The following is an 11848-nucleotide window of genomic DNA, read 5'->3' on the forward strand; positions in this document are numbered from 1 at the left end:
TTCCGGCTTTGGCGGCCATCTCCGTGGAAAAAGACGTTGTGAATGTGCTGACCCCGACCATGATGCCGCCCTTCGATCTTGCGGCGCGACCGGCCGAGCAGCGGGTCTTTCTGATGCTGCAGGGGCCGCACGGCCCGTTCTTTGACCGCCTGGCGCGGCTGTTGCGCGCGGCGGGCGCCACCGTCTGGCGCGCCGGCTTCAACGCCGGGGACGAATTCTTCTGGAAGGACGCCGCCCATTTCATTCGCCACACCGGCACGCCCGAGGAATGGCCCGCCCATCTTGAACGGCTGATCGCCGAAAAGGGCATCACCGACCTCGTGCTTTACGGCGACGTGCGCCCGATCCACGCCGCCGCCCGCGCCGCCAGCCTGCGCCACGGCCTGGTGCTGCATGTGTTCGAGGAAGGCTATCTGCGGCCGTTCTGGATCACCTACGAACGCGGCGGCTCGAACGGCAATTCGGCGCTGATGGGGATCGCGCTGCGCGAGATGCGCAACGCCCTGCGCGGCCGCATGGGAGAGTTGACGCGCCCTCCCGCGCGCTGGGGCGACATGCGCCAGCACAAGTTCTATGGTGCGCTTTATCATTTCTTCGTCCTGATCGCCAACTGGCGCTACAAGGGATACCGCACCCATCGCCAGATCGGCGTCTTTCGCGAATTCCGGCTGAACCTGCGCCGCCTGCTGCTGACCCCCGTCGACATGATCGCCCAGCACCGCGAGGCCGAGGCCGTGCGCCGCGGCGGCTTTCCCTATGTGCTGGTGCCGATGCAGCTGGAACACGATTCCAACTTCGTCGCCCATTCGCCCTATGGCACCATGTCCGAGTTCACCGACGAGGTGATCGCCGAATTCGCCCGCTCGGCGCCCCGCCACCATCATGTCGTCTTCAAGGCCCATCCGCTGGAGGACGGGCGCGGCGGCATCCGCCAGGCCGTGCAGCGCAAGGCCCAGGACCTGGGAATCGCGGACCGGGTGCATTTCGTGCGCGGCGGCAAGCTGGCGCGGCTGCTGAACCAGGCGCGCGCGGTGGTCACGGTGAACTCGACCTCGGCCCAGCAGGCGCTGTGGCGCGGGCTGCCGGTCAAGGCCATGGGGCGGGCGGTGTTCGACAAGCCGGGTCTGGTCTCGCATCAAAGCCTGGCCGATTTCCTGGCCGAGCCCGAGCCGCCGAACCCCTATACCTATCGCCGGTATCGCGATTTCCTGCTGGAAAGCAGCCAGGTGCCGGGGGGGTTCTATTCCGAGCGTTCGCGCGCCCATGCGCTGCGCATCGTCGTCGACATGATGCTGGCGCCCGAGGATCCCTATCAGGCCCTTCTGGCCGGACGTGGGAAATATCGGCAACAGTTGGACACCTATACGGAATGACAACTGGCGCAGTTATGGAAAACTCAAGAAAGCTGGGATAGTGTGCCCGAAAACGCGGCGCCAACAAGCCGGATTCGGACGAAAGTGACAGGAGTAAGAAGTTTGACCGCAACCAGTTTCTCGCGCCGCGGCGCGGTTATGACGACCGCGGCACGCCGTTCGCTGGCGATCCGCGCAAGCCGGATCGCCGTGATGGGTGCCGTCATGCTGCTGACAGCCTGCGGTCTGCCCCGCTCGGGCCCGACACGGGGTGAAATCTTCAAGGGTTCGGTCGCCAACGGGGGCAGCACCCATGTCGTCACGGTGGACGACCGGGTGAACCGGGCGGCGAACTTCTCGCCCGCCTATGGCTTCGGATCCGACTTCAAGAACGCCGGCCAGGTCGGCGCGGACGAAGTGCGGCCGGGCGACGTCCTGGGCCTGTCGATCTGGGAAAACGTCGATGACGGGCTGCTGGCCTCGATGGGGACCAGTTCGACCCAGCTTCAGCAGTTGCAGGTGGACAGCCAGGGCTATATCTTCGTGCCCTATGCCGGCCGCGTCCGCGCCGCGGGCAACACCCCCGACGAACTGCGCCGCATCATCACGCAGAAGCTGGAAACCCAGACCCCGGACCCGCAGGTCATGGTGACGCGCGTGGCCGGCGACGGCGCGACCGTCTCGGTCATGGGCAAGGTCAACGGCCAGGGCGTCTTCCCGATCGAACGGCCGACCCGCACGCTGTCGGCCATGCTGTCGCGCGCCGGCGGCGTCAGCATCGAACCCGAGGTCGCGGTGGTCACGGTCAAACGCGGCAACACCTCGGGCCGCGTCTGGTTGCGCGACCTTTACTCCAGCTCGCGCAACGACATCGCGCTGCGCCCCGGCGACATCATCCTGGTCGAAGAGGACGAGCGCAACTTCACCGCTCTGGGCGCGCTGGGCGGGCAGACCAAGGTTCCGCTGGGCAATGACGAGGTCAACGCCATCGAGGCCGTGGCCATGGTCGGCGGCCTGTCGACCACGCTGGCCGACCCCAAGGGCGTCTTCGTCCTGCGCGAGGAGCCGCAGTCGGTCGCCCGCGCCGTGCTGGGCCGCAACGACATCTACGGCGACCAGCGCGTCGCCTATGTGCTGGACCTGACCCGGCCGGACGGGATGTTCCTGGCCCGCGACTTCGTCATCCGCGACGGCGATACCGTCTACGTCACCGAAGCGCCCTTCGTGCAGTGGCAGAAAACGCTGAGCGCGATCCTGACGCCCGCCTCGCAGATCGGCTCGACCAGCCGCTCGTTCGAGTAGCGGGATGCACGACGACAGCAAGGCCGCCGGGACCCCCCGGCGGCTTTTCGTATTCAACGGCGGGTTCTTCACCCGCCCGCGCCTGCGTCGCATCCTGACGCTGGCCGGCTGGCGGCCGGTCCTGGGCCTGCCCAGGGCCGGCGACGCCGTGGGGATCTGGGGCGCAAGCCCGACCGCCTGGCGGGGCGAGGCGATGGCCGCCCGCGCGGGCGCCGGCCTGGTGCGCGTCGAGGATGCCTTCCTGCGGTCCGTGCTGCCCGGCCGCAGCCCCGGTCCCACCGGCCGGCGCGGTCCGGTCGGGCTGCTGATCGACCCGCTCGGCCTGCATTTCCGGCCCGAACAGCCCTCGCTGATCGAAAGCCTGGTCCCCTCGGCCCGGGCGGCGTCGCTGGCCGGCCAGGCGCGGGACCATCGACCGGCTGATCGCGGCGGACTTCAAAAAGGCGGCCTTCATAACCGCTTCGCCGCCGAGGTCTGTGCTGGTCATCGACCAGACGCGCGGCGATGCCTCGCTGCTGGGTGCCGGGCGGGCCGAGTTCCTGGACATGCTCTCTGCCGCGCGGGATGAAAACCCGGGCCTGCCGGTGGCCATCCGCAGCCATCCCGAAACCGCCGCCGGGCTGCGCCCCGGCCATTTCACCCGCGACGACCTGCGTCCGGGCGATTGCTTCTGCGACGGCCCGGTGTCGCCCTGGCGGCTTCTGCGCGGGGCGGCGCGGGTCTATGCCATGTCGTCGCAACTGGGATACGAGGCCGTGCTGGCCGGCCACAGGCCCCGCGTCTTCGGCCAGCCCTTCTATGCCGGCTGGGGCCTGACCGACGACCTGCACGGCTTTCCCCGCCGCCGCCCCGCCCCGGTCGAGGCGCTGTTTGCCGCAAGCCATCTGCTGGCGCCGGTGTGGTATGATCCCTGCCTGGACCGGCTGACCGATTTCGACGGCGCCCTGAACCAGCTCGAGGCCGAGGCCAGGGCATGGCGCCAGGACCACGCGGGCCACCTGGCCCATGGCATCCGCCTGTGGAAGCGGCCCTTCGTCGCCCGCGCCTTCGGCGGCGGCAAGGGCGTGCGCTTTACGGCCAAGCCCTCGGCCAAGGTGACGCTGGCCTGGGCGGGCCTTGCCGACCGGGTTCCCGGCGCGCTTCGGGTCGAGGATGGCTTCATCCGCTCGCGCGGGCTGGGCGCGGCGCTGGTCCCGCCCCTGTCGCTGGTCGCCGACGATCTGGGCATCTATTACGACCCGACCCGCGAAAGCCGGTTCGAGCGGCTGATGGCCGAGCCGATGCCACCGGGCGGCGCGGCGCGGGCAGCCGCGCTGGCCCGGGCGCTGGTGGCCAGCGGGGTGACGAAATACAACCTGGCCGGCACCGTGCCCCGCCTACCCCCGGGCCACCGCATCCTGGTGCCCGGCCAGGTCGAGGACGACGCCTCGATCCGCCTGGGCGCCGGTGCCGAGCGCACGAACCTGGCCCTGCTCCGCCGTGTGCGGGCCGAAAACCCCGGGGCCGTGCTGATCTACAAGCCCCACCCCGATGTCGAGGCTGGGCTGCGCCCCGGTCTGATTCCGCCCGCCGATCTGGCCGGGCTGGCGGATGTGGTCGCGAGGGAGACCGGCGCGGCCGCGCTGATGGCAGAGGTGGACGAGGTCTGGACCATCACCTCGACCCTGGGGTTCGAGGCGCTGCTGCGCGGCCTGCCCGTCACCACGCTCGGCGCGCCTTTCTACGCCGGCTGGGGGCTGACGCGCGACCTGGGGCCGGTACCGGACCGCCGCCGCACCCGCGCCGACCTGGCGCGGCTGGTCCATGCCGCACTGATTGCCTATCCGCGCTATTTCGACCCCGCGACCGGCCTGCCCTGCCCGCCCGAGATTGCGCTGGAACGCCTGGCCGACCCGGGCTTCGCCCCGGGCGGGCCGGGCCTGCGGCTGCTCGCCAAGGCGCAGGGCGCGCTCAGCACCCATGCCTGGCTCTGGCGACGCTGAGGAAGCCGGGCCTTTGGCAAGCGGGTCAAAGCGCCGTCACTCGGCCCGCAGCCAGCGGTGCATCAGGTCGGGGCCGATGGGGCGCGTCTCGACCAGGCGAAAGCGCGGCGCATCGGCCAGCCGCGCCAGCGCCAGCGGACCCGTCGCCGCCCGCCCGTCGCCGCCCAGCACCACCCCGGCCGTATAGCCGACCAACTGGTCCACCAGCCCGGCGCGCAGCAGGCCGGCCGCCAGGATGCCGCCGCCTTCGCAGAGCACCCGGGTCAGCCCGCGCGCGCCGAGGTCTGCCATGACCGCCGCGGGATCGCCCGCAAGCTGCCACAGCGGACCGTGTTCGGCGCCTTCTGGCGGCAGGTCCGGCAGGGGGCCCGAGGATACCACCACCCGCACTGGCTGGCGCACCCGGCCCATGCCGCGCACGTTCAGGCCTGGGCGATCGGCCCGCGCCGTACCGCCGCCGACCATCACCGCGTCATGGGTCAGGCGCAGGCCGTGGACATGGCGCCGTGCGGCGGGCGCGGTGATCCACTGGCTTTCGCCTAGCGCCGTGGCGATGCGCCCGTCGAAGCTGGTCGCAAGCTTCAGCGTCAGCATCGGCCGGCCCAGCGTCACCCGCGTCAGGAAACCCCGCTGGGCCTCGCGCGCCGCAGCCTCGCGCACGCCTTCGGTCACGGCGATGCCGGCGGCGCGCAGCATGGCGTGGCCACGCCCCGACACGCGCGGATCGGGATCGGTCAGCGCGGTCACAACGCGGGCGACGCCGGAACGGATCAGCGCCTCGGCGCAGGGCGGGGTCTTGCCGTGATGGGCGCAGGGCTCCAGCGTGACATAGGCGGTGGCGCCCCGCGCGGCCTCGCCCGCCTGGGCCAGGGCGCGGACCTCGGCATGGGGGCGGCCGCCGGGCTGGGTCCAGCCGCGCCCGACGACGCGGCCATCGCGCACCAGCACGCAGCCCACGGCCGGGTTGGGCCAGGTGTTGCCCAGGCCACGCCGCGCCAGCGCCAGCGCATGGTCCATGTGGCGCGTATCGCTCACTCTTCGACGGTGCCGGGGCGCAGTTCGCTGACGAACTTGTCGAAATCGTCAGCCGCCTGGAAGTTCTTGTAGACGCTGGCGAAGCGGACATAGGCCACGGTGTCGATGCGGGCCAGCGTCTCCATCACGATCTCGCCGATGACCTTGGACGGAATGTCCGTGTCGCCCAGGCTTTCCAGCCGGCGCACGATGCCGGAAATCATCTGGTCGATGCGTTCGGGGTCGATGGGGCGTTTCTGCATGGCGATGCGGATCGAGCGTTCCAGCTTGGCGCGGTCGAAATCCTCACGCCGGCCGCTGGTCTTGACCACCACCAGGTCGCGCAGCTGCACCGTTCATAGGTGGTGAAGCGCCCGCCGCAGGCCGGGCAGAACCGCCGCCGCCGGATCGCCACATTGTCCTCGGCCGGACGCGAGTCCTTGACCTGGGTATCGACATTTCCGCAGAACGGACAGCGCATCCCTTGACCCTTTGCAAGCCTGAACCCCCGCCACTATAGGCAGGCCCGAAGAACTTGGGTAGGGGCGGCGTTTTCCCACAAGATACGGGGGCTGCGCGGGCCCGGCAATCCGTCTCGACAGGTCCGACGGGGCCGTGCAACATGCGGGCGGACCGGCCAGGGGAAAGGCCGGCAACAGCGGAGGAAACCATGACAAAGACCAACCAGCTTGACCGGCGCGGCTTTCTGGCCCGGGCCACGGTCGGCGGTGCGGCGGCAGCGGCGGGCGCGACGCTGGCCGCCCCGGCCATCGCCCAGGAAATGCCTCAGGTGAAATGGCGGCTGACCTCGTCCTTTCCGAAGTCGCTGGATACGATCTATGGCGCCGCGGACGAACTGTCGCGCCGCCTGAGCGAGGCGACGGACGGCAGGTTCCAGATCAGGCCCTTTGCCGCAGGAGAGATCGTGCCCGCGCTGCAAGCCGCCGATGCCGCCAGCGAAGGTTCGGTCGAGGTCTGCCACACGGTGGGCTATTACTATTTCGGCAAGGATCCGACCTGGGCACTGGGGTCGGCGGTTCCCTTTTCCCTGTCGGCGCGGGGGATGAACGCCTGGGCCTATCACGGCGGCGGCACCGATCTTTACAACGAGTTCCTGGCCGACAAGAACCTTTATGCCCTGCCCGGCGGCAATACCGGTGTGCAGATGGGCGGCTGGTTCCGCAAGGAGATCAGGACGCTGGACGACCTCAAGGGGCTCAAGTTCCGGGTCGGCGGCTTTGCGGGCAGCATTCTGGAACGGCTGGGCGTGGTGCCCCAGCAGTTGGCCGGGGGCGACATCTATCCGGCGCTGGAAAAGGGCACGACGGATGCGACCGAATTCGTCGGCGCCTATGACGACCGGAATTGGGCTTCGTCAAGATCGCTGCCCTATTACCTTAGGGGCTGGTGGGAGGGCAGGGACGCTGAATGGCCGCAGATGCCTGACAGCGATCCCGCACCAGAAGGCACTGCTGAAGCGGATCTGCCATGGCATCGATTCCGCCATGTTGCAGAAATCGACTGGAAGGACATGACCGCCATCAAGCAGATATTCGACGGCAGCAGAGGCCGATATGGCGCGCGTAAGGTTTGGCACCAGTTGCGACGCGAAGGGCGCGACATCGCCCGCTGCACGGTGGAGCGACTGATGAAAGTCATGGGATTGCAAGGCGTTCCGGCACGACTACTATACCTGGACGCAGATCGCGGAATACAACTACGACACGTTCATGATGCAGCAGCGCAACGCGAACAAGCTGTAGCCGCTGCTTTTGCCGGCAGGAAAGCCCCGCTGCCGCGGGGCTTTTTCGTCTCAGTCCGGCGCGCCGATCTGCGGCTGGCCGATGGGCGGCTGCCCCGGCGGGGGCGCCCCGATGACCGGCTGCCCGGCCGGGGCCCCGCCAAAGGACGGCTGCCCCAGCCCGCCGGGCTGATCCAGGCCCCCAGATTGCCGGCGGGAAGCTCGATGCTGACGCTGTCCAGGTCCACCGCCGGCCCCTTGTCCAGCAGCCCCGTCACCAGCCCCGGCCAGAAGATCACCACGACGACCAGCAGAAGCTGCATCACCAGCCAAGGGATCGCGCCCATGTAGATGTCGGTCGTCTTGACCTCGCGCGAGGCGATCGAGCGCAGGTAGAACAGCGCAAAGCCGAATGGCGGGTGCATGAAGCTGGTCTGCATGTTGATGCACAAAAGTACCCCGAACCAGACCAGATCGATGCCCAGCGACTGCGCCACCGGCGCCAGCAGCGGCACCACGATGAAGGCGATCTCGAAGAAGTCCAGGAAGAACGCCAGGAAGAAGATGAAGATGTTGACGAAGATCAGGAAGCCGATGGGCCCGCCGGGCAGGTGCGACAGCAGGTGCTCGATCCAGCGGCCGCCGTCCATGCCCTGAAAGACCAGGCTGAACAGCGTCGCGCCGATCAGGATGAAGACCACCATCACCGTCAGGTCGGCCGTGGCGTGGACAGCGTCGCGCATCATGCGGAAATTCAGCCGCCCGTGCAGCAGCGCCAGGACAAAGGCGCCGACGACCCCCAGCGCGCCCGCCTCCGTGGGCGTGGCCAGGCCGATGAAGATCGTGCCCAGCACCAGAAAGATCAGCGCCATCGAGGGCACGATGCCCATCAGCACCTTCACGACCAGGGCGGCGTTCAGTTCACCCCGCATCTCGGGCGGCAGGGGCGGCATGTCCTGGGGCCGGATCAGCGACAGGACCAGGATATAGCCCAGAAAGATCAGCACCTGCAGCGCCGAGGGCCCCATCGCCCCCAGGTAGAGGTCGCCCACGGAACGGCCCAGCTGGTCGGCCAGCACCACCAGCACCAGGGACGGCGGGATCAGCTGCGTGATCGTCCCCGAGGCTGCGATCACCCCCGTCGCCAGCCGCGGGTTATAGCCATAGCGCAGCATCACCGGCAGCGAGATCACCCCCATGCGTCATGACCGGGCCGCGACCGTCCATTCTTCGGTCTGCTCCATCAGGATCGCGCCGACCAGTCTCCGGATAGGCCAGCCCGCCCGGCACGAGCGCCGAACAGCTTGCCCGTGCCCTCCAGCAGGTCCTCGGCCAGGCCGGACCGCTCCAGCACCGCGCCCATGAAGGTAAAGAACGGGATCGCCAGCAGCAGGTCGTTCGAGATGATGCCGAAGAAGCGGTGCGGCAGCGCCGACAGGAAAGAGGGATGGAAATGTTCCGTCGCGATGCCGATGGCGCCGAACAGCAGCCCCACCGCGCCCAAGGTGAAGGCCACGGGAAAGCCGTAGAGCATGAAGCAGATCATGCACAGAAACATCGCCGGAGGCAGGACGCCATATGCGAACATGGGTGGCTCCGGGTTCTATTGCAGGGGCTTGGAATATTTTGTCTCAAGCACGATCAGGCCGCGCAGGGCGGCGATGCGCTTGATCAGCTCGGACAGGCCCTGCAGCGTCAGCAGGCCGAAACCCACCGGCAGCAGCAGCTTGGCCGGCCAGCGCACCAGGCCGCCGGAATTCGACGACATCTCGTGGATGCGCCAGGACGACACGAAGATCGGCCAACTGAGCCAGGCGGCATAGGCGGCAAAGGGCAGCAGCAGGAAGATCAGCCCGAACAGGTCGATCCACAGCCGCGCCCGGTCCGAGACAGCGCCATAGATCAGGTCCACGCGGACGTGTTCGTTGCGGTAAAGCGCCGCCGCCGCGCCCAGCAGCACGATGGCGCCGAACAGATACCACTGCACCTCGAGCCAGGCGTTCGACGAGGTGTTGAACAGCTTGCGCACGATGGCGTTGCCCGCGCTGATCAGCACGGCGGCCAGCACCAGCCAGCTGACGCAGCGGCCGATGAACAGATTGACGCGGTCGATGCCCCGCGACAGGCCCAGCAGGGCACCCATGTCGAAACCTCCCCTTGATGCGGCCCCTCCTCGGTGCCGGCGCGCCGGTTGATCCGGTCGTCACCGGATTTGTATGAGTGAAGGGAAAATACCGGTCAAGCGCCGCCCGGTTTACGTCGCGGCAAGCGCCAGCAGGGCGGCGATCTCTCCGACCTGCTGGACGGCGCCGAGGACATCGCCGGTCTGCCCGCCCAGGCGCCGCGGGCCAGCCGCGCCAGCGCGTATTGCGCCAGCCCGCAGGCGAGAAGCGCGGGCAGGACCCCGCCCGCCGGGACCAGCGCCAAGGCCGCGATCAGCAGTCCCACCGCCACCGCCGCGCCGGTGGGGCGCCCGGCGCCGCGCCCCAGCCCGCGGGCCGGGCGGGTGGCAGAAAGGCCAGCGCCGCGGCCAGCCCGCGCGCGAGCAGGGCCGCCGCCCCGATCAGCGCCAGCCGCCCTGCCCCGGCGCCAGCGCCGCAAGCGCGGCGGCGCGCAGGCCCAGCGACAGAAGCAGCGCGATGGTGCCGTAGCTGCCGATGCGGCTGTCGCGCATGATCCCAACGCGCGGGCGCGGTCGCGGGCCCGCAGCCATCGGCGAAATCGGCCAGCCCGTCCTCGGCAGCGCGCCGGTCAGGGCCATGCCCGCCGCCAGGGCCAGCAAGGCGCAGGCCAGCGGCGGCAGGCCCAGCCCCGCGGCCAGCGCCAGGACCAGCCCCGCGCCCGCGCCCACGACCACGCCGACCAGCGGAAAGGCCCAGGCGGCGGCGGCCAGAGGCGGGGGCGTTTCTGGCAGCCAGCGCCCGACGGGCAGCCGCGTCAGCCAGACCAGCGCGGTCGCCGCCTGGACGATAGGGTCAGCCAATCCCCGCCTCGGCAAAGGTGGCCATGCCGTTGTGGCACTCCAGCGCCGCGCGCAGGACCATCAGGGCGACGGCCGCGCCGGTGCCTTCGCCCAGCCGCATGTCCAGGCCGACGACCGGGGTCTTGCCCAGCACCGCGACCAGGCGGCGGTGGCCCGGCTCGGCGCTTTCGTGGCCGATCAGGCAATGGTCCAGCGCGTTGCGGTCGTTGATGACCAGCACCCCCGCCGCCGCCGTGCAGATGAAACCGTCCAGGATCACCGGGATGCCCAGTTCGCGGGCCCGGATCACCGCGCCGCAGATCGCGGCCTGTTCGCGCCCGCCATAGCTGCCCAGGATCGAGGCGGCGCTGGCCGCGCCCTTGTGCCGCTTCAGGCCGGCCTCGACCGCGGCGATCTTGCGAGCCAGGATGTCGTCGTCCGCGCCGGTGCCGGGGCCCACCCAGTCCTCGGCCCCGCCGCCGAAGGTCGCGGCGGCCAGAGCGGCGGCGACCGTCGAATTGCCGATGCCCATCTCGCCCAGCAGGATCACGTCGGCCTGCGGATCGACCGCGTTCTTGCCGGTCTGGATCGAGGCGACCAGATCGGCGGTTTCCATCGCCATGCCTTGGGTGAAATCGGCGGTCGGCCGGTCCAGGTCCAGCGCGATGACCTGCAGGTCGGCCCCGGACAGGCGGCACAGCTGGTTGATCGCGGCGCCGCCGTTGCGGAAATTCTCGACCATCTGGGCCGTGACCTCGACCGGGAACGGGTTCACGCCCTGCGCGCACACGCCGTGGTTGCCGGCAAAGACCAGCGCCTGGGCGCGGTCGATCCGGGGCCGCGCGCGCCCCTGCCAGCCGGCCATGAACACGGCCAGTTCCTCGAGCCGGCCCAGCGATCCGGGGGGCTTGGTCAGCTCGGCCTGGCGGTTGCGGGCGGCGGCGGCGGCTTGGGTGTCGAATTCTTTCAAGGCATCTCTCGCGGTGGTTTCAGGCGAAGCGGCAGGCCGCTGACGGCCATCCAGACTTCGCAGGCGACGGCGGCAACCGACTGGTTCATCAAGCCATGCGCGTCGCGGAAGCGACGGGCAAGCGCATTTTCGGGCACGATGCCCTGGCCAAGCTCATTCGTGACCAGAACGACGGGGTCCGGGGTCCGCGCCAGGGCCGCGCACAGCCGGCCACGGCGGGTTCGGGGTCGCCCGCCGCCATGACGTTCGACAGCCACAGCGTCAGGCAATCGACCAGCCGCACGCCCTGGGTGCGGGCCAGGACGCCGGGCAGGTCCAGCGCCTCCTCGACCGTCTGCCAGCTCGGGCCGCGCCGGTCGCGGTGGCTGGCGATGCGGCGCGCCATCTCGGGGTCGCGGGCCTCGGCCGTGGCGACATAGACCAGCGGGCCGCCGGCCCGGCCGGCCAGCGTCTCGGCCAGGGCCGACTTGCCGGAACGGGCGCCTCCGGTAACCAGGGTGATGCGGCGATCAGGGTTCATCCCGT

Annotated in this window: 13 protein-coding genes and 3 pseudogenes; 6 read left to right on the forward strand and 10 right to left on the reverse strand. The window is 69.8% G+C overall.

Going from position 1 to position 11848, the window contains the following annotated elements; all coding sequences use genetic code 11:
- The first annotated feature begins 59 nt into the window (after positions 1-59).
- The 4 genes from DPM13_RS19155 to DPM13_RS19165 all read left to right on the forward strand — a co-directional run bounded on the left by DPM13_RS19155 (position 60) and on the right by DPM13_RS19165 (position 4636).
- The gene (locus DPM13_RS19155; RefSeq protein WP_174714425.1) at positions 60-1373 is read left to right on the forward strand and encodes a capsule biosynthesis protein; all 1314 of its coding nucleotides are present in this window, start codon (positions 60-62) and stop codon (positions 1371-1373) included.
- 138 nt (positions 1374-1511) lie between these two features.
- Positions 1512-2654 (forward strand): polysaccharide biosynthesis/export family protein, encoded by a 1143-nt coding sequence (locus DPM13_RS19160; RefSeq protein WP_112888636.1) that lies wholly within the window; start codon positions 1512-1514, stop codon positions 2652-2654.
- A 4-nt stretch (positions 2655-2658) separates the two neighbouring features.
- Positions 2659-3222, forward strand: coding sequence for a hypothetical protein (locus DPM13_RS27805; protein WP_317616349.1), 564 nt, complete (start codon positions 2659-2661; stop codon positions 3220-3222).
- Positions 3131-4636, forward strand: coding sequence for a capsular polysaccharide export protein, LipB/KpsS family (locus tag DPM13_RS19165; RefSeq protein ID WP_317616350.1), 1506 nt, complete (start codon positions 3131-3133; stop codon positions 4634-4636). The genes DPM13_RS27805 and DPM13_RS19165 overlap by 92 nt, the downstream gene beginning before the upstream one ends.
- A 36-nt stretch (positions 4637-4672) precedes the next feature.
- On the opposite strand, the gene ribD is transcribed toward DPM13_RS19165, so the two are convergent.
- Together ribD and nrdR are read right to left on the reverse strand one after the other, a co-directional pair.
- Positions 4673-5653 (reverse strand): bifunctional diaminohydroxyphosphoribosylaminopyrimidine deaminase/5-amino-6-(5-phosphoribosylamino)uracil reductase RibD, encoded by a 981-nt coding sequence (gene ribD, locus DPM13_RS19170; protein WP_112888824.1) that lies wholly within the window; start codon positions 5651-5653, stop codon positions 4673-4675.
- 14 nt (positions 5654-5667) lie between these two features.
- Positions 5668-6131, reverse strand: a pseudogene (nrdR, locus tag DPM13_RS19175) (transcriptional regulator NrdR).
- A 300-nt stretch (positions 6132-6431) separates the two neighbouring features.
- Between nrdR and DPM13_RS19180 the strand changes: the two are divergent.
- Both DPM13_RS19180 and DPM13_RS24500 read left to right on the forward strand, forming a co-directional pair.
- Positions 6432-6944, forward strand: a pseudogene (locus tag DPM13_RS19180) (TRAP transporter substrate-binding protein); the annotation flags it as partial.
- Positions 6945-7223: 279 nt separating this feature from the next.
- Positions 7224-7325: pseudogene (locus DPM13_RS24500) on the forward strand (IS3 family transposase); the annotation flags it as partial.
- A 53-nt stretch (positions 7326-7378) separates the two neighbouring features.
- On the opposite strand, the gene DPM13_RS19190 reads toward DPM13_RS24500, so the two are convergent.
- The 8 genes from DPM13_RS19190 to DPM13_RS19210 form a co-directional block, all read right to left on the reverse strand.
- The gene (locus DPM13_RS19190) at positions 7379-8590 is read right to left on the reverse strand and encodes a TRAP transporter large permease (RefSeq protein ID WP_262983200.1); all 1212 of its coding nucleotides are present in this window, start codon (positions 8588-8590) and stop codon (positions 7379-7381) included.
- Between the two features lie 44 nt (positions 8591-8634).
- A complete protein-coding gene (locus DPM13_RS25545; protein WP_262983201.1) occupies positions 8635-8979 on the reverse strand; it encodes a TRAP transporter large permease subunit in 345 nt (114 codons plus the stop codon).
- 15 nt (positions 8980-8994) lie between these two features.
- The gene (locus tag DPM13_RS19195; RefSeq protein ID WP_028718588.1) at positions 8995-9534 is read right to left on the reverse strand and encodes a TRAP transporter small permease subunit; all 540 of its coding nucleotides are present in this window, start codon (positions 9532-9534) and stop codon (positions 8995-8997) included.
- Positions 9535-9645: 111 nt separating this feature from the next.
- Complete coding sequence (locus DPM13_RS24505; RefSeq protein WP_317616455.1) at positions 9646-9774, reverse strand: adenosylcobinamide-GDP ribazoletransferase; 129 nt, start codon at positions 9772-9774, stop codon at positions 9646-9648.
- Positions 9775-9954: 180 nt separating this feature from the next.
- Complete coding sequence (locus DPM13_RS24510) at positions 9955-10374, reverse strand: adenosylcobinamide-GDP ribazoletransferase (protein ID WP_223252216.1); 420 nt, start codon at positions 10372-10374, stop codon at positions 9955-9957.
- Complete coding sequence (gene cobT, locus DPM13_RS19205; RefSeq protein ID WP_112888637.1) at positions 10367-11323, reverse strand: nicotinate-nucleotide--dimethylbenzimidazole phosphoribosyltransferase; 957 nt, start codon at positions 11321-11323, stop codon at positions 10367-10369. Before cobT ends, DPM13_RS24510 begins: the two co-directional genes overlap by 8 nt.
- Positions 11320-11490 carry a bifunctional adenosylcobinamide kinase/adenosylcobinamide-phosphate guanylyltransferase gene (locus DPM13_RS27550; protein WP_397246444.1) on the reverse strand — a complete coding sequence of 57 codons (171 nt, stop codon included), beginning with the start codon at positions 11488-11490 and terminating at the stop codon, positions 11320-11322. The genes cobT and DPM13_RS27550 overlap by 4 nt, the downstream gene beginning before the upstream one ends.
- Positions 11412-11843, reverse strand: coding sequence for a bifunctional adenosylcobinamide kinase/adenosylcobinamide-phosphate guanylyltransferase (locus DPM13_RS19210; RefSeq protein ID WP_397245205.1), 432 nt, complete (start codon positions 11841-11843; stop codon positions 11412-11414). The genes DPM13_RS27550 and DPM13_RS19210 overlap by 79 nt, the downstream gene beginning before the upstream one ends.
- Between the last annotated feature and the right edge of the window lie 5 nt (positions 11844-11848).

The sequence above is a fragment of the Paracoccus mutanolyticus genome (assembly GCF_003285265.1).
Taxonomy (GTDB): Bacteria; Pseudomonadota; Alphaproteobacteria; order Rhodobacterales; family Rhodobacteraceae; genus Paracoccus; species Paracoccus yeei.